Origin of the sequence: Streptomyces dengpaensis (genome assembly GCF_002946835.1) — a bacterium.
GTDB lineage: Bacteria > Actinomycetota > Actinomycetes > Streptomycetales > Streptomycetaceae > Streptomyces > Streptomyces dengpaensis.
On record NZ_CP026652.1, the window covers coordinates 7,019,682 to 7,037,685 of the forward strand.

Below are 18,004 nucleotides of genomic sequence, written 5' to 3' on the forward strand. Positions count from 1 at the left end.
CATGGGTTGAGCATTGGTTGGGCTCTTGGCTGAGCGTTCGCTGGGTTCCGTCAGCCCGTGACCACCAGGCCGACGATCTCGTCGTCCGAGAACCAGACACGTACGTCGGGCCGTCCCCCCGCGAAGGCGGAGTGCACCGCCTGGCGGATCTCGGGGGACGGATGGTTGAGGTTGCGCCAGGCGCCGGCGACGTACAGCCGTAGCCTGGGCGGGAGTTCACTCGGGTACGGCAGCAACTCGTCCCAGTACCGCTCCGCCTGCCCCGAGCCGACCGCGTCCGGCAGCAGATGGGTGACCGCCGCCTTGATGTCCGGACGGCTGCCGATCCGCTGCGAGGCGGGCCGGCCCGGCGCGTCCTGCTGCGGGGAACCCGTGGCCCGCAGCACCGTGCGGGCACGCTCCGGAGACATCGGTTCCTGTCCCGCGGCCTTGAGCATGCCCTGCAGTGCGGCCAGGGCGCCGACCACCACCGGGGAGGCGGAGGAGGTCCCGGAGAACGTGTCCGTGTACCAGCCGATCTCCTCGGCGCCGCCCTGCAGATCGCCGGGCCGGTCCCAGAAGCCGCCGGTGGTCGTGACCTCGCGTCCCCAGCCCTGCGCGTCCACGCGGGCCCCGTAGTTGGAGAACGCGAGCCGCGAGCGGTCCGGGCCGTGGTCGCGGCCGTGCGTGCCGGGCGGCGGTGCGCCCGCGCCGACCAGCACCGCCCCGGAGGACTGGTTGGACGGATTGAAGGGGTTGCGCCACCACTCGGGGAACTCGGCGGGGCGGCGCTCGTACACCGCGTCGTCGAGCGACTCGGCGCCGTTGCCCGCGGCCGCCACGACGAGGATGCCCCTGGCGGTCGCGTACCGGATGGCCGCGAAGTTGTCCGGCCACCACTCGATCGCGATGTAGCCCCGCTGGTCGTCGCGCTGTTCGAAGTCGAACCGCGGCCCTGGAGCGTGCAGTTCGATCAGAAGGATGTCGCCGGGGCTCAGCCGGTCGGCCGCCGCGTGGATCGCGGCCGCCGTGCCGATGCCCTGGAAGGACGCGGCCGCGGTCACGGCGTCCGGCACGATGCCGGTGATGCCGAGCTCGCTGCGGTCGCCGCCGATCACCCCGATGACGGCGGTGCCGTGGTTGCGCCAGGCGAGGTCCGTCAGCGGGGTGCCGACGACGACGCCCGCGAGCTTCGCGGCCAGGTCCTCGTGGCCGAGCTGCCAGGCCCCCTCCACATCGATCACCGTCACGCCCTGGCCCGTACCGCCCGGCCGCTGCCAGGCCCAGTACGCGTCGATGCCCTCGGGCGCCGGACGCAGATAGCCCTGACGGCTGGTGAAGTCGGGGGTGACGGGCGCCCCTTCCTTCACCCTCCGAGTGTCGTCAGCGCTCTCCTCGGTCCGCCCGGCCGACCTCAGCGAGGCGGGAACGGCGCCGGGCTTCACGTACGCCGTGTCGATCTCCGGCAAGGCGGCGATCCGTGATCGCAGTTCCTGGGCGCGGCTCTCCCCGCCGCGCACCCGGTAGAAGAGCGCGAGGTCGGGCCCGCTCTCGGTGCCCGCCGCCACCGCGGACTGCTGCAGCCGCTCCTCGCTGCCGAACAGCGGTTCCAGGACGAGCTGTTCATCGCTGAGGAACATGTCGAGGGCGGAGACATCGGCGCCCACCGCCGAGCGAACGCCCTCGGCCCGGGCGCGCAGCCGGGCCTCGGGGCGTGCGACGACAATCAGCTCCTGCTCGGCTCCTCGGTAGGTGAATCCCGCTCCGTCGGGCCCCGGCCCGGACGTTCCCGGGCCCTGCGCCGGCTGTACCTGGTCGGTCATCGCGAACGGCTCCCTTCGGTCACTGCGGATGAGCCTCGGGGCACAACCAAGCACTCCCACGGCGACTCGTCCAGACCGCTTTCGCCAACTCGGTTTGAAAACAAGTTGAATGGGGAAACCTGTGCAATCCGTCCTGAAACAGATGTCACGCAGCAATCCGGCCAAAGGCTGCGGGGGTACGTGTCATGTGATGGGGTGGCAGCGTCTGTTGACCACCCGGCCGGCCCCGGGCCGGCCCGCGCGTAAGGACGTTACATGGACCGTTCCTTCGCACGTCGAAGACTTCTGACGATGACGGCCGCACTGGGCGGAGCGGCACTTCTGGGCGGCACGGCCCAGGCGGCCGAACGGCATCGGCCGGACCGGTTCCCGCTCCCCAACGGCTTCCGGCCCGAAGGCATCACCATCGGCCCCACCCCGTTCGCGTACTTCGGGTCGCTCGCGAACGGCGACATCTACCGCGCGAGCCTGCACACCGGGCGCGGCCGTGTGATCAGCAAGGGCCTCGGGGCCGAACACCCCACCGTGGGCCTGAAGACCGACCGCCACGGCAGGCTCTTCCTCGCCGGCGGCGTGAGCGGCGAGCTGCGGACGGTCGACGCCCGCAGCGGCGAGATCGAGAAGGTGTACGCCGTCGGGGGCACCTTCGTGAACGACGTGATCCTCACGCCGGACGCCGCCTGGTTCACCGACTCCTTCCAGGCGCGGCTCTACCGGCTCGCGCTCGGCACCCGCGGTGAGCCCGGAGCCGTCACGACCGTGCCGCTCACCGGCGACTGGGAGCAGGGCCCCGACTTCACCGCCAACGGCATCGAGCGCACGCCCGACGGGCGCGCGCTGCTCGTGGTGAACGCGGTCGCGGGCGGCGGCGGACTCATGCGGGTCGACCCGCAGACCGGGGCGGCCACCGCCGTGGACCTCGGTCCGTCCAGACTCCCCAACGGGGACGGCCTGTTGCTCCTCGGCCGCACCCTGTACGCCGTTCAGCAGTCACAGAATCTGATCGACGTCTTCCGCCTGAACGCCTCCGGCACCAAGGGCACGGCGATCGCCCGGATCACCGACCCGCGCTTCCGGATCCCGACGACGGTTGCGGCGTGGGGCGGCCGGCTGTATCTGCCGAACGCCCGCTTCGACGTCGAGCCGGCGCCGGACACGGAGTACGACGTGGTGGCCGTGGACCAGGTCTGACCGGTCCGGGACGACTCAGGGGCGGTGCGCGTCGTGCGCACCGCCCCTGCTGGTTCAGGCCTCCGGTTCATTCCTTCGGATCGTCCTTCGGATCGTCCTCCGGTTCAGTCCGCCGGTTCGGTTCAGTCCTCCGAGGAATCTTCGGGTCCGGCGTCCTGGCCGTCGGCCCCGGAACCGGTGTCCTGGCGGCCGTCGGCCTCGGCTCCCGTGTCCGATCCGGCGTCCGTCTCAGGCCGCTGCGGCTTCGGCGGCCGGGCGCGGCCGCTGGGGCTGTCGCGGAGGTACGAGGGGGAGTCGCCGCTTTCCGTCGCGTGGCCTCCGGCCTGTGCCGCCGGACCGCCGCCGTCCCTGCGGCGCAGATAGCGCTCGAACTCGCGGGCGATCGCCTCGCCCGACGCCTCCGGCAGCTCGGCGGTGTCGCGGGCCTCCTCCAGCGTCTGCACGTACTCGGCGACCTCGCTGTCCTCGGCGGCCAGCTGGTCCACGCCCAGCTGCCAGGCGCGCGCGTCCTCGGGCAGCTCGCCCAGCGGAATGCGCAGGTCGATCAGGTCCTCCAGGCGGTTCAGGAGGGCCAGCGTCGCCTTCGGGTTGGGCGGCTGCGACACGTAGTGCGGTACGGCCGCCCACAGCGACACGGCCGGTACGCCCGCGTGCGTGCACGCCTCCTGGAGGATGCCGACGATGCCCGTCGGGCCCTCGTACTTGGTCTCCTCCAGGTCCATCGTGCGGGCCAGGTCGGGATCGGACGTGACCCCGCTGACCGGCACCGGACGTGTGTGCGGGGTGTCGCCGAGCAGCGCGCCCAGGATCACCACCAGCTCGACGCCCAGTTCGTGCGCGAAGCCGAGGAGCTCGTTGCAGAACGAGCGCCACCGCATCGACGGCTCGATGCCCCGGACCAGCACCAGGTCGCGCGGCTTCTCGCCGCCGACCCGGACCACCGACAGCCGCGTGGTCGGCCAGGTGATCTTGCGTACGCCGCCGTCCAGCCACACGGTGGGGCGGTTCACCTGGAAGTCGTAGTAGTCCTCGGCGTCGAGCGCCGCGAACACCTCGCCCTTCCACTCCCTGTCGAGGTGCGCGACCGCGGTGGAGGCGGCGTCGCCGGCGTCGTTCCAGCCCTCGAACGCGGCCACCATGACTGGGTCGATCAGCTCGGGAACCCCCTCCAGCTCGATCACCCAGCGCCTCCTTCCGACGTGCCCTCGCGTACGTCCCAACCTTACGGCGTGCCGAGGGGCCCTCCGCAGCCCCCTCGCACGGGGGAGTGAACGGATCACTGCCCCGCCGCGGGCGCGTGAACACCCTTCGCAGGGGACGCGGGAGGGGCAGCTTCCCCCCAGGAAGCTGCCCCTCCCGCGCGTTCGGGCGCCTACTTCTCGTCGAGCAGGTCCTGCACCTTGCCCCGCACCTCGTCCGTGGCCAGGCCGCGGATCGTCAGTGTCGTACGGCGGCGCAGTACGTCGTCCGCCGTCTGGGCCCACTCGTTGTCCCGGGCGTAGACGACCTGCGCCCAGATCTCCGGGGCGTCGGGGTGGACGCGCTCGCCGAGCTCCGGGTTCTCGTTCGCCAGGCGGGCGATGTCGAAGGCCAGCGAACCGTAGTGCGTGGCCAGGTGCTTGGCGGTGTCGGCCGCCATGCGCGGGCCGGGCGCCGGTCCGTCGACGAGCAGGCGGTGGGCGACGGCGCGCGGGTTGGCGACACCGGGGAGCGGCAGCTTCTTCGGCAGCTGGGAGATCGGCTCGAAGTCCTCGCCCAGCGGGTGGCCCGGCAGCGACTCCAGCTTCTTCATGACCGTACGGCCGATGTGCCGGAAGGTGGTCCACTTGCCGCCCGCGACGGACAGCATGCCGCCACGGCCCTCCGTGACGACGGTCTCGCGCTTGGCCTTCGACGTGTCGCCGGGGCCGCCCGGCAGCACCCGCAGACCCGCGAAGGAGTAGGTGATCAGGTCACGGGACAGCTGCTGGTCCCGGATCGAGAACGCGGCCTCGTCCAGGATCTGGGCTATGTCCTTCTCGTTGACCGCGACGTCGGCCGGGTCGCCCTCGTACTCCTCGTCGGTCGTGCCGAGCAGCAGCATGTCCTCCCACGGGAGGGCGAAGGTGATGCGGTACTTGTCGATCGGCGTGGCGAGCGCGGCCTTCCAGGGGGAGGTGCGCTTGAGGACCAGGTGCGCGCCCTTCGACAGCCGGATGGACGGCGCCGCGTTCGGGTCCTCCATCCGGCGCACGTGGTCCACCCACGGTCCGGTCGCGTTGAGCACCAGCCGCGCGGACACACCGAACTCGCTGCCGTCGAGACGGTCGCGCAGCTCCGCGCCGGTCACCCGGCCTCGGGTGAAGCGCAGGCCGGTGACCTCGGCGTGGTTGAGGACGACGGCGCCGGACTCGACGGCCGCGCGGACCGTCATCAGAGCCATCCGGGAGTCGTTCATCTGGTCGTCGCCGTACACGGCCACGGCCTTCAGGTTGGCGGTGCGCAACTCGGGCACGTCCTGAGCGGCCTTCGACGGCGAGAGCAGGTGGCCCACGCCGTCGCCGAAGGCCGACAGGGCCGAGTACGCGAAGACACCCGCGCCGAGCTTCGCGGCGCCGTGCGGCCCGCCCTTGTACACGGGGAGGTAGAACGTGAGCGGGTTCGCCAGGTGGGGAGCCACCTGGCGGGAGACCGCACGGCGCTCGAAGTGGTTCTCCGCCACCAGCTTCACCGCGCCGGTCTGCAGATAGCGCAGACCGCCGTGGAGCAGCTTGGAGGAGGCGGAGGAGGTGGCGCCGGCGAAGTCACCGGCGTCGACCAGAGCCACCCGCAGACCGGACTGCGCGGCGTGCCAGGCGGTGGAGATGCCCAGGATGCCGCCGCCGATCACGAGAAGGTCGTACGTCGCCTTGGAGAGCTGTTCCCGGGTCTCGGAGCGGCTCGGGTTGGAGCCGGAGGCCGGGTGCGTACCGAGGGCAGCCACGGTCCGCAGGGTGGGCTGGCTGGTCATTGCGGGTCTAACTCCTCGTCAGTTTTCGTCTTCGATCCAGCCCATGGTCCGCTCGACGGCCTTGAGCCAGCTCTTGTACTCACGGTCGCGGGTCTCCGCGTCCATGTTCGGAGTCCACTCCGCGGCCCGGCGCCAGTTGGCGCGCAGGTCCTCGGTGTTGGACCAGAAGCCGACGGCGAGACCGGCGGCGTAGGCGGCGCCGAGGCAGGTGGTCTCGGCGACCATCGGGCGCACCACGGGGGCGTCCAGGACGTCGGCCAGGGTCTGCATCAGCAGGTTGTTGGAGGTCATGCCGCCGTCGACCTTGAGGGCCGTGAGCTCGACGCCGGAGTCCTTCGTCATGGCGTCGGTGATCTCACGGGTCTGCCAGGCCGTGGCCTCCAGGACGGCGCGCGCGATGTGCGCCTTGGTGACGTACCGGGTCAGACCGGCGATCACACCGCGGGCGTCGGAGCGCCAGTACGGGGCGAACAGACCGGAGAAGGCCGGCACGAAGTAGGCGCCGCCGTTGTCCTCGACCGACGACGCGAGGGTCTCGATCTCGGCGGCGGACTTGATCAGGCCCATCTGGTCGCGCATCCACTGCACGAGCGAACCGGTGACGGCGATCGAACCCTCGAGGGCGTAGACCGGAGCCTGGTCGCCGATGCGGTAGCCGACCGTGGTCAGCAGGCCCGAGTACGAGTTGATGACCTTGTCACCGGTGTTCATCAGCATGAACGTGCCCGTGCCGTACGTGGACTTGGCCTCGCCCTCGGCGAAACAGGTCTGGCCGAACAGGGCCGCCTGCTGGTCGCCGAGCGCGGAGGCGACCGGGATGCCGCCGAGGAGCTCGCCGAGCGGGCCGCCGGTGACCTCGCCGTACACCTCGGCGGAGGAGCGGATCTCCGGCAGCATCGCCAGCGGGACCCCGATGGACTCGGCGATCCGCTCGTCCCACTCCATGGAGTGCAGGTTCATCAGCATGGTGCGGGAGGCGTTGGTGACGTCGGTGACGTGGTGACCGCCGTTCACACCGCCCGTCAGGTTCCAGATGACCCAGGTGTCCATGGTGCCGAAGAGGATGTCCCCGGCCTCGGCGCGCTCGCGCAGGCCCTCGACGTTGTCGAGCAGCCAGCGGGCCTTGGGCCCCGCGAAGTACGAGGCGAGCGGCAGACCGGTCTCGCGGCGGAAGCGGTCCTGGCCGACGTTGCGGCCGAGCTCCTTGCAGAGCGCGTCGGTGCGGGTGTCCTGCCACACGATGGCGTTGTGGACGGGCTCACCGGTGTTCTTGTCCCACAGCAGCGTGGTCTCACGCTGGTTGGTGATGCCGATGGCCTTGATGTCGTCGCGGGTGATCCCCGCCTTCTCGATGGCTCCGGCGACGACCTCCTGGACGTTGGTCCAGATCTCGGCGGCGTCGTGCTCGACCCAGCCCGGCTTCGGGAAGATCTGCTCGTGCTCCTTCTGGTCGACGGAGACGATGCGTCCGTCGCGGTCGAAGACGATGCAGCGGGACGAGGTGGTGCCCTGGTCGATCGCGGCGATGAACGGCCCATGGCCGTGAGAGGCGATGCCGGCGGTGTGTGCGTCGGTCACGGTGTGCTCCTGAAAGTCCGTAAGTTCCGTGGGGGAGGGGCTTGTTGTATATACAGCGCGGTGCTTGGGCGAGCTGCGCATTGACGAGCTGTGCTCTGGAGTGGCTGTGCTCTCAGGTGTCAGCTGTGCTCTTAAGCGAAGGCGACGTTGTATATGCCCGCTGCGATCGCTCCGCCGATCAGCGGACCGACGACCGGGATCCAGGCGTAGCTCCAGTCGGAACCGCCCTTGTTGGGCAGGGGGAGCAGGGCGTGCACGATGCGCGGACCGAGGTCACGGGCCGGGTTGATCGCGTAGCCGGTGGGGCCTCCGAGGGAGAGGCCGATGCTGACCACCACGAGGGCGGTGATCAGGGCGCCGAGGGTGCCGAGGCCCTTGCCGCTGTCGTTCAGACCCTGGGTGAGGACCGCGAGGACGAGGACGACGGTGCCGATGATCTCGGTGGTGAGGTTCTGCACCGCGTTCCGGATCTCGGGGCCGGTGGAGAAGATGCCGAGCACGGGGCCCGCGCCGGTCTCCTGCGCCTCGACGGCCTTGGTCTTGGTGGCCTGCGCGCCCGGACCGCCGACGATCTCGCGGTCGGTGAGGTGCGCGAGGAACTGGCCGTAGTACGCGAGCCAGACCAGGGCCGCGCCGATCATGGCGCCGAGCAGCTGGCCGCCCCAGTAGGTGGCGACGTTGCTGAAGTCGTTGTCCTTGATCGCGAGCGCGATCGTGACGGCCGGGTTGAGGTGCGCGCCGGAGAGGGGCGCCGAGATGTAGACCGCGGTCAGTACCGCGAAGCCCCACCCGAAGGTGATGGCGAGCCAGCCGGCGTTGCGCGCCTTGGAGGCCTTCAGCGTGACGGCGGCGCAGACGCCACCGCCCAGCAGGATGAGTACGGCGGTACCGATGGTCTCGCCGATGAAGATGTCGGAGCTGGACACCCGCGACTCCTTTGTCCTTCGTCCAGGGGAAGCCGAACCCCGGGTCCCTCCGGTGGTCCGTGCTCTCGTGGGATGAGAGCGATGCCGGCCCTTGGCGTTGCCACACCCTAGCGCTTATTGCCGGTAGGTGTTCGGCAATGCCGACCGATGGACGGGAGTCTTGCTCCCGCGTTCCCAGCTCGTCAAGGGCTCGGCTATCGAAAACACGATCGTTATTGATCGCCGGGAACTATCGGTCCCGGGACGGCAGCGCACCGCGCGCGACCGGCGACTTCCCGTGGCCGCCACGGCATGACAGACGGCATGAAAGGGCCGGGAAGCGCCTGGCTTCCCGGCCCTTTCCCCGTAGCTCAGAACCGCCCGGCCCCCAGATCCCGTGACACCGCGCGGGCGCAGTCCCGTACCGCCGCGATCAGCTCCGGGCGGATGTCGCCGTCCGTGCAGGCCCGCTCCACGGCCCCGGTGATGCCGACCGCGCCGACCGGCATCCGCCGCCGGTTGTGGATGGGCGCGGCCACCGAGGCGACACCCGTCCAGGTCTCCTCGACGTCGGACGCGTACCCGCGCGCGCGGGTCAGGTCCAGCACGGCCTCGAACCGGTCCAGCTCGCTCACCGTGCGCGGCGTGAACACCTTGCGCTCGGTCTCCAGGACCTCGCTGTGCGCCACCGGGTCGTACGCCGACAGGACCTTGCCCAGCGCCGTGGAGTGCAGCGGCTGCATGGCCCCGACCTCCAGGACCTGGCGGCTGTCGTCCGGCCGGAACACGTGGTGCACGATCAGCACGCCCTGCTGGTGCAGCACGCCCAGATAGACGCTCTCCCCGCTGGAACGGGCCAGGTCGTCGGTCCACACCAGGGCGCGCGCCCGCAGTTCGTGCACATCCAGATACGTGGTGCCGAGCCGCAGCAGTTCGGCGCCCAGCTGATAGCGGCCGGAGGCGGTGTCCTGCTCGACGAACCCCTCCTGCTGAAGGGTGCGCAATATGCCGTGAGCGGTACCCTTGGCCAGGCCCAGCGACGAGGCGATGTCCGACAGGCCGAGCTGCCGCTCGCCGCCCGCGAGCAGCCGCAGCATCGCCGCCGCCCGCTCGAGCGACTGGATGTTCCGTGCCATCGCCGTGCTGCCTCCGTCCCCTTCGACCGACGGCGTGCGATTCACTGCCGCCGTTCGGCAATGCCGAACACTACCGTTCGTTGCCGACCTCCCGCTAATGGGTGGTGGCCGCATGTTTCGTCCGTCTCGGCGCGACCGCCGCCCGCGCCTCACCCGTCCGCCCCGTGGACGCCCCTGACCCTTCGCCGATGCTCCGGGCTACCCTGACGGCGTGCGCCTTCCATGGGAAGCGCAAAGCCGACAGCCGTCGCACTCCAGGGAGCACCTTCATGGCCTCGTCGCCGAACCCGTCCCTTTCGTCCGCTCTCTCCGAGAGCCGCAGGCGAACCGACGCCCTTCGAGAAGCGCTCGCCACCCGTGTCGTGGTGGCCGACGGCGCGATGGGCACGATGCTCCAGGCGCAGGACCCGACGCTCGAGGACTTCGAGGACCTCGAAGGCTGCAACGAGATCCTGAACCTCACCCGCCCCGACATCGTCCGCTCCGTCCACGAGGCGTACTTCGCCGTCGGCGTCGACTGCGTCGAGACGAACACCTTCGGGGCGAACCACTCCGCCCTCGGCGAGTACGACATCCCCGACCGCGTCTACGAGCTGTCCGAGGCGGGCGCCCGGATCGCCCGCGAGGTCGCCGACGAGTTCACGGCGAACACCGGACAGCAGCGCTGGGTGCTGGGCTCCATGGGCCCCGGTACGAAGCTGCCGACCCTCGGCCACGCCCCGTACACCACGCTGCGTGACGCCTACCAGCGCAACGCCGAGGGCATGATCGCGGGCGGCGCCGACGCGCTCCTCATCGAGACCACCCAGGACCTGCTCCAGACCAAGGCCGCCGTCCTCGGCGCGCGCCGCGGTCTGGACGCCCTCGGACTGAACGTCCCGCTGATCGTCTCGGTGACCGTCGAGACCACCGGCACCATGCTGCTCGGCTCGGAGATCGGCGCCGCGCTCACCGCCCTCGAGCCGCTCGGCATCGACATGATCGGCCTGAACTGCGCCACGGGTCCGGCCGAGATGAGCGAGCACCTGCGCTATCTGGCCCGCCACTCCCGTATCTCGCTGTCCTGCATGCCGAACGCGGGCCTGCCGGTCCTCGGCAAGGACGGCGCCCACTACCCGCTCACGGCGCCCGAGCTGGCCGACGCCCAGGAGACCTTCGTACGCGAGTACGGCCTCTCCCTGATCGGCGGCTGCTGCGGCACCACGCCCGAGCATCTGCGGCAGGTCGTGGAGCGCGTCAGGAAGCTGGAGCCCCGGCCGCGTGACCCGCGCCCCGAGCCCGGCGCCGCCTCCCTCTACCAGACCGTCCCCTTCCGCCAGGACACCGCCTACATGGCGATCGGCGAGCGGACGAACGCCAACGGGTCGAAGAAGTTCCGTGAGGCCATGCTGGACGGCCGCTGGGACGACTGTGTGGAGATGGCCCGCGACCAGATCCGCGAGGGCGCGCACATGCTCGACCTGTGCGTCGACTACGTGGGCCGCGACGGCGTCGCCGACATGGAGGAGCTGGCCGGACGCTTCGCCACCGCCTCCACCCTGCCGATCGTCCTCGACTCCACCGAGGTCGACGTCATCCGCGCAGGACTTGAGAGGCTCGGCGGCCGCGCCGTCATCAACTCCGTCAACTACGAGGACGGGGACGGCCCCGAGTCCCGCTTCGCGAAGGTCACCCGGCTGGCACGGGAGCACGGTGCCGCGCTGATCGCGCTGACCATCGACGAGGAGGGCCAGGCCCGCACGGTCGAGACGAAGGTCGCGATCGCCGAGCGGCTGATCGAGGACCTGACGACGAACTGGGGCATCCACGAGGCGGACATCCTCATCGACTGCCTCACCTTCACCATCTGCACCGGTCAGGAGGAGTCCCGGGGGGACGGCATCGCGACGATCGAGGCGATCCGCGAACTCAAGCGCCGCCACCCGGACGTACAGACCACGCTGGGCCTGTCGAACATCTCCTTCGGCCTCAACCCGGCCGCCCGCATCCTGCTCAACTCGGTCTTCCTCGACGAGTGCGTCAAGGCGGGCCTGGACTCGGCGATCGTGCACGCCTCCAAGATCCTGCCCATCGCCCGCTTCGACGAGGAACAGGTCAAGACCGCGCTCGACCTGATCTACGACCGGCGTTCCGAGGGCTACGACCCGCTCCAGAAGCTGATGGCCCTGTTCGAGGGCGCCACCACCAAGTCGCTCAGGGCGGGCAAGGCCGAGGAGCTGGCCGCCCTGCCGCTGGACGAGCGGCTCAAGCGCCGGATCATCGACGGCGAGCGGAACGGGCTCGAAAAGGACCTGGACGACGCCCTGGCCGAGCGCCCCGCCCTCGACATCGTCAACGAGACGCTGCTGGACGGCATGAAGGTCGTCGGCGAGCTCTTCGGCTCCGGCCAGATGCAGCTGCCGTTCGTGCTCCAGTCCGCCGAGGTCATGAAGGCGGCCGTCGCCTACCTCGAACCGCACATGGAGAAGTCGGACGCCGAGGGCAAGGGCACCATCGTCCTCGCCACCGTGCGCGGCGACGTCCACGACATCGGCAAGAACCTCGTCGACATCATCCTGTCCAACAACGGCTACAACGTCGTCAACCTCGGCATCAAGCAGCCGGTCTCCGCGATCCTGGAAGCCGCCGAGGAACACAAGGCCGACGTCATCGGCATGTCCGGGCTCCTGGTCAAGTCCACGGTGATCATGAAGGAGAACCTGGAGGAGCTCAACCAGCGCGGACTGTCGGCCGACTACCCCGTCATCCTCGGCGGTGCGGCCCTGACCCGGGCGTACGTCGAGCAGGACCTGCACGAGATCTACCAGGGCGAAGTCCGCTACGCCCGGGACGCCTTCGAGGGCCTGCGCCTGATGGACGCGCTGATCGGGGTCAAGCGCGGGGTGCCGGGAGCGGCGCTGCCGGAGCTGAAGCAGCGCCGGGTGCGCCCCTCCGCCGCCACCACGGCTGTCGAGGAGCGCCCCGAGGAGGGCCACGTCCGTTCCGATACCGCCGTCGACAACCTCGTGCCCACCCCGCCGTTCTGGGGCACCCGCGTCATCAAGGGCATCCAGCTCAGGGAGTATGCCTCCTGGCTGGACGAGGGCGCCCTGTTCAAGGGCCAGTGGGGCCTGAAGCAGGTCCGCACCGGCGACGGGCCCAGTTACGAGGAACTGGTCGAGACCGAGGGGCGACCCCGGCTGCGCGGACTACTGGACAAGCTGCAGACGGAGAACCTGCTGGAGGCGGCCGTGGTCTACGGCTACTTCCCGTGCGTGTCCAAGGACGACGACCTGATCCTCCTGGACGAGCAGGGCAACGAGCGCACCCGCTTCACCTTCCCGCGCCAGCGCCGCGGCCGCCGGCTGTGCCTGGCCGACTACTTCCGCTCCGAGGAGTCCGGCGAGACGGACGTCGTCGGCCTCCAGGTCGTCACCGTCGGCTCCCGGATCGGCGAGGAGACCGCCAAGCTCTTCGAGACGAACGCCTACCGCGACTACCTCGAACTGCACGGCCTGTCCGTGCAGTTGGCCGAGGCGCTGGCCGAGTACTGGCACGCGCGCGTGCGTGCCGAGCTGGGCTTCGCCGGCGAGGACCCGGCCGCCATCGAGGACATGTTCGACCTCAAGTACCGCGGCGCCCGCTTCTCCCTCGGCTACGGCGCCTGCCCCAACCTGGAGGACCGCGCCAAGATCGCGGAGCTGCTGGAGCCGGAGCGCATCGGCGTCCACCTCTCCGAGGAGTTCCAGCTCCACCCGGAGCAGTCCACGGACGCGATCGTGATCCACCACCCCGAGGCGAAGTATTTCAACGCACGGTGACGCACGGTGACTGCCTCGCCGCACAGTGACGCGCGCCTCAGCGCGCGCTGATCGGAAAGGTCGTACACTTATCGGTCCACCGCAGGCCGGTTGCCCCTTTGCCGAAAAAGGGCAACCGGCCTGATCGTCCCTCAAGGAGGTGCGCCCGGATGACCACAACGGTCCCCGCGCTCGGAACCCGTACGGCCGAAGGTTCTGCCCTGGAAGCCGTGCTCCTCGACATGGACGGCACTCTGGTGGACACCGAGGGCTTCTGGTGGGACGTCGAGGTCGAGGTCTTCAAGGCCCTCGGTCACACCCTCGACGAGTCCTGGCGCCATGTCGTCGTCGGCGGCCCCATGACGCGCAGTGCCGGATTCCTGATCGAGGCGACCGGAGCGAACATCCCCCTGGCCGAGCTGACCGTGCTGCTCAACGAGGGGTTCGAGGACCGTATCGACCACTCACTGCCGATGATGCCGGGCGCGGCCAGGCTCCTCGCCGAGCTGGCGGCACACGACATCCCCACCGCCCTGGTCTCCGCCTCGCACCGGCGGATCATCGACCGCGTCCTCGCCTCGATCGGCCCCCACTACTTCGCGCTGACCATCGCGGGCGACGAGGTGTCGCGGACCAAGCCGTACCCCGACCCGTATCTGCTCGCGGCCGCCGGGCTCGGCGCGGATCCGGCCAGATGCGCCGTCATCGAGGACACCGCCACGGGTGTCGCCGCCGCCGAGGCCGCGGGCTGCCACGTGGTCGCCGTACCGTCGATCGCGCCCATCGCCGCCGCGGAGCGGCGCACCGTGGTGTCCTCGCTCGAAGAGGTCGACCTGACTTTCCTCCGCGGCTTGATGACGGAAATGCTCTAGGCGTTCACCGAACGTACGGAGCCGAATCACCGAGCGTGCGGAATCGAATCACCGAGCGTGCGGAACTGAATACCGGGAAATGCCGGGGGGTTTCCCGCGGTAACCGCGAGCGGCCTCGCGCGGGAATTCATTTCCTGGCCTGATGGCTGAATTCCGGTACTCCTCAGCCGAGTTGACACTGTGACGTTCATCACTCGATAGGGGCTCGACATCGGGCCAGGGCGTGTGTAGCCACCCCTCTTTCAGGGGTGGCTGACGTGCCCTTGTGTCCCGGTTGGTGGAAACCTTCACGAATCCTTCCGCTCTCGGGATATCGGTGCGTCCGCGTCCGGTTTCGCAGCGTGATGGAAACTCGACTCCGGTCCCTGCGGGCCCCCGTGGTGGTGCGGACTAATGTCGTCGCGAGAACATCGCCGTACCCTCCGTGACCCGCCGCACCACCCTCGCATGCGGGTTCGCGGAACCTACCGCTCTGGAGAACTTCGAGCATGAAGCGCAAGACTTTGGTGCTGCCGGCCGTCGTCGGTCTGCTCGCCCCGGTGCTCGCCGCGTGTGGTGGATCCGGCACCGGGAGCGACAGCGGCGATGCCATCGTTGTCGGTACCACGGACGCGTTCACGGAATCGAAGGATGCCCCGGCTCCCCTCGACCCGGCGTACGCGTACGACGTCAGCACGTGGAACATTCTCCGCCAGACCGTGCAGACTCTGATGGTCCAGCCGCGCGGCGACGGCGTGCCGGAGCCCGAGGCCGCCGAGCAGTGCGGCTTCAGCGACGCCGGCAACGAGCGCTACGCCTGCACCCTGCGCAAGGACCTGAAGTTCGCGAACGGCGACCCCGTCACCGCGAAGGACGTCAAGTTCTCGATCGACCGCGCGCTGTCGCTCAAGTCCGACAGTGGTGTGTTCGCACTGCTGTCCACCATCGACACCGTCGAGACGCAGGGCGACCGCGAGGTGATCTTCCACCTCAAGACCGCGGACGCCACCTTCCCGTTCAAGCTGTCGACCCCGGTCGCCGGCATCGTCAACCCCAAGGACTACGAGCGGGGCAAGCTGCGCGAGGGCTTCCAGGTGGACGGCTCCGGCCCGTACACCTTCGAGGCCGACGTCGAGGACGGCAAGGCCACCAAGCTTCTCTTCACCAAGAACCCCAACTACCAGGGTCAGTTGAAGGTGAAGAACAGCAAGGTCGAGCTGCGCACCTTCGAGAGCGCCAACGCCATGGGCGCCGCGCTCGAAGAGGGCGACATCGACCTGATGACCCGCTCGATGACGCCGGATCAGATCGACAAGCTCGGCACCGCCACGGACAGCGACATCGACCTGGTCGAGATGCCCGGCCTGGAAATCCGCTACCTGGCCTTCAAGACCGATGCCCGGACGGTGAAGACCCGGGCCGTCCGCCAGGCCATGGCCCAGATCGTCAACCGCGGCGAGCTCATAGCCCAGGTGTACGGCTCCCAGGCCGAGCCCCTCTACTCGATGGTCCCGGCCACCATCACCGGCCACTCCAACTCGTTCTTCAACGCGTACGGGGACCCCAGCGTCGCCAAGGCCAAGACGCTGCTGGCCGAGGCCGACATCACCACTCCGGTGAAGCTCACCCTGCACTACACGTCGGACCACTACGGCGCCGCCACCCAGGAGGAGTTCGAGGTCCTGAAGAAGCAGCTGAACGAGAGCGGCCTCTTCGACGTCAGCATCACGGGCACGACCTGGGACAAGTTCGTCCCGGCCGAGCGGGCGGGCGAGTACGACGTCTGGGGCATGGGCTGGTTCCCCGACTTCCCGGACGCCGACAGCTTTCTGGCGCCGTTCCTCGACAAGGACAACTTCCTCAAGTCGCCGTACGCGAACAGCCAGATCATCAACAACCTGATCCCGGAATCCCGGCGCGAGGCCGACCGCCTCACCGCGTCGAAGAGCCTCACCGACATCCAGGACATCGTGGCCGACGACGTCCCGCTGCTGCCCCTGTGGCAGGGCAAGCAGTACATCGCCACGCGCGACGACATCACCGGCGCCGAGTGGGCCCTCAACTCCTCCTCGACGCTCCAGCTGTGGGAGCTCGGCCGCGGCGTCAGCGGCTGACCGACCCTCTTGCCCCGGGGCCACGCCGGCCCCGGAGACCCGTTCGACACCGACGACAAGGCACATGCACGTGAACATGCGCAACCAGTGGCCAGTCCTGCCCATCGTGGTCGGACTGGCCTCCGGCCTGCTCACCGGATGCGGTTCGGAGACCGAAGACACCGGGGCCGAGGGCACCTCCGTCGTGATGGGGATGTCCGACGACGTCCTCGCCACCGACCCGGCGTCCGGCTACGACCCCGGATCCTGGCTGTTGTTCAACAACGTCTTCCAGTCGCTGCTGAGCTTCCCCAAGGGCGGCACGGAGCCGGTGCCGGAGGCCGCCAAGGACTGCGTGTTCGCGGACACCCAGACCAAGGTCTACAAGTGCACGCTGCAGGACGGGCTGAAATTCAGCAACGGTGACCCGCTCACCTCGAAGGACGTCAAGTTCTCCTTCGACCGCATGCTGAAGATCAACGACAGCGCCGGTCCCGCGATCATGTTCCCCATGCTCGACACGGTGGAGACCCCCGACGCGAAGACCGTCGTCTTCCGTCTCAAGCACGCCGACGCCACCTTCCCAAGCAAGATCGCCTCCGGCGCCGGCTCGATCGTGAACCACAAGCAGTACTCCGCCGACGGACTGCGCAAGGACAACAAGGCGGTCGGCTCCGGCCCGTACAAGCTGGACTCCTTCAGCAAGGACGAGGCCGTCTTCTCCGTCAACGCCGGCTACAAGGGCACCGCCAAGGTGAACAACGCGGGCGTGACCCTGAAGTTCTTCCACGGCGACCAGGCCGGCCTGAAGAAGGCGGTACTCAACGGCGAGATCGACATCGCCTACCGAGGCCTCGCCGCCGACGACATCGCCGACATCGCGAGCGACAGCGCCACCGGCAAGGGCATCAACGTCGCCGAGGGCAGCAGCGCCGAAGTGCAGCACCTGGTCTTCAACATGGACGACCCGGTCGCCGGCAAGGTCGGCGTGCGCCAGGCCATCGCCTATCTCCTGGACCGCGAGGCCCTGGTCGACGAGGTCTACGAGGGCACGGCGACACCGCTCTATTCGATCATCCCGGCCGGCATCACCGGCCACAACACCTCCTTCTTCGACACCTACGGCGCCCGCCCCTCGCGGTCCGAGGCCGAGGCCGCGCTGCGCGCCGACGGCATCACCGACAAGGTCAAGCTGACGCTCTGGTCGACCCCGTCGCGCTACGGCCCCTCCACCGACCAGGAGTTCAAGGCGATCGCCAAGCAGCTCAACGCCAGCGGGCTGTTCGACGCGACCGTGAAGTCCGTCGACTTCGACCAGTACGAGAAGGACATCGCCGAGGGCAAGTACGGCGTGTACGTGAAGGGCTGGGTCCCCGACTACCCGGACCCGGACAACTTCACCGCCCCCTTCTTCGGCAAGGGCAACGTGCTGAGCAACAACTTCACCAACAGCACGATCACCGGCCAACTCATCCCCAAGACGGCCTCCGAGAGCAACCGCTCCTCGACCGAAGGCGACTACAGCGAACTCCAGGACCTCGTCGCCGACGAACTGCCGGTCATCCCCATCTGGCAGGCCAAGCAGTACGCCGTCGTCCGCGACAACGTCTACGGCCTCGAGTACTGCCTCGACGCGTCGACCGTCTTCCGCTTCTGGGAGATCAGCAAGGGCTGACAGCC

General features: G+C 69.4%; 11 protein-coding genes. 5 read left to right on the forward strand and 6 right to left on the reverse strand.

Features of this window, described 5'->3' with window-relative positions:
- Positions 1-50: 50 nt before the first annotated feature.
- Positions 51-1,802 carry a S8 family peptidase gene (locus tag C4B68_RS32355; protein WP_099500053.1) on the reverse strand — a complete coding sequence of 584 codons (1,752 nt, stop codon included), beginning with the start codon at positions 1,800-1,802 and terminating at the stop codon, positions 51-53.
- Positions 1,803-2,093: 291 nt separating this feature from the next.
- On the opposite strand from C4B68_RS32355, the gene C4B68_RS32360 reads away from it, so the two are divergent.
- Positions 2,094-2,993: an NHL repeat-containing protein gene (locus C4B68_RS32360; RefSeq protein ID WP_240634549.1), complete on the forward strand. Its 900-nt coding sequence runs from the start codon at positions 2,094-2,096 to the stop codon at positions 2,991-2,993.
- 122 nt (positions 2,994-3,115) lie between these two features.
- Here the strand turns inward: C4B68_RS32360 and C4B68_RS32365 are convergent, their stop codons facing one another.
- The 5 genes from C4B68_RS32365 to C4B68_RS32385 all read right to left on the reverse strand — a co-directional run bounded on the left by C4B68_RS32365 (position 3,116) and on the right by C4B68_RS32385 (position 9,601).
- Complete coding sequence (locus tag C4B68_RS32365) at positions 3,116-4,174, reverse strand: PAC2 family protein (RefSeq protein ID WP_099500055.1); 1,059 nt, start codon at positions 4,172-4,174, stop codon at positions 3,116-3,118.
- A 191-nt stretch (positions 4,175-4,365) separates the two neighbouring features.
- Entirely contained in the window at positions 4,366-5,982 is a 1,617-nt protein-coding gene (locus C4B68_RS32370; protein ID WP_099500056.1) for a glycerol-3-phosphate dehydrogenase/oxidase, read from the reverse strand.
- A gap of 18 nt (positions 5,983-6,000) precedes the next feature.
- Positions 6,001-7,560: a glycerol kinase GlpK gene (gene glpK / locus C4B68_RS32375; protein ID WP_099500057.1), complete on the reverse strand. Its 1,560-nt coding sequence runs from the start codon at positions 7,558-7,560 to the stop codon at positions 6,001-6,003.
- A gap of 131 nt (positions 7,561-7,691) precedes the next feature.
- Positions 7,692-8,486, reverse strand: a complete 795-nt coding sequence (locus tag C4B68_RS32380; RefSeq protein ID WP_099500058.1) for an MIP/aquaporin family protein — start codon at positions 8,484-8,486, stop codon at positions 7,692-7,694.
- 350 nt (positions 8,487-8,836) lie between these two features.
- Complete coding sequence (locus C4B68_RS32385; protein ID WP_099500059.1) at positions 8,837-9,601, reverse strand: IclR family transcriptional regulator; 765 nt, start codon at positions 9,599-9,601, stop codon at positions 8,837-8,839.
- A 269-nt stretch (positions 9,602-9,870) separates the two neighbouring features.
- Between C4B68_RS32385 and metH the strand changes: the two genes are divergently transcribed.
- The 4 genes from metH to C4B68_RS32410 all read left to right on the forward strand — a co-directional run bounded on the left by metH (position 9,871) and on the right by C4B68_RS32410 (position 17,999).
- Complete coding sequence (gene metH / locus C4B68_RS32390; RefSeq protein ID WP_099500060.1) at positions 9,871-13,401, forward strand: methionine synthase; 3,531 nt, start codon at positions 9,871-9,873, stop codon at positions 13,399-13,401.
- Positions 13,402-13,550: 149 nt separating this feature from the next.
- Positions 13,551-14,252, forward strand: a complete 702-nt coding sequence (locus C4B68_RS32395) for an HAD family hydrolase (protein WP_099500061.1) — start codon at positions 13,551-13,553, stop codon at positions 14,250-14,252.
- 488 nt (positions 14,253-14,740) lie between these two features.
- Positions 14,741-16,345 (forward strand): ABC transporter substrate-binding protein, encoded by a 1,605-nt coding sequence (locus tag C4B68_RS32405; protein WP_099500062.1) that lies wholly within the window; start codon positions 14,741-14,743, stop codon positions 16,343-16,345.
- Positions 16,346-16,415: 70 nt separating this feature from the next.
- Complete coding sequence (locus C4B68_RS32410; RefSeq protein ID WP_099500458.1) at positions 16,416-17,999, forward strand: ABC transporter substrate-binding protein; 1,584 nt, start codon at positions 16,416-16,418, stop codon at positions 17,997-17,999.
- The last annotated feature ends 5 nt before the right edge of the window (positions 18,000-18,004 follow it).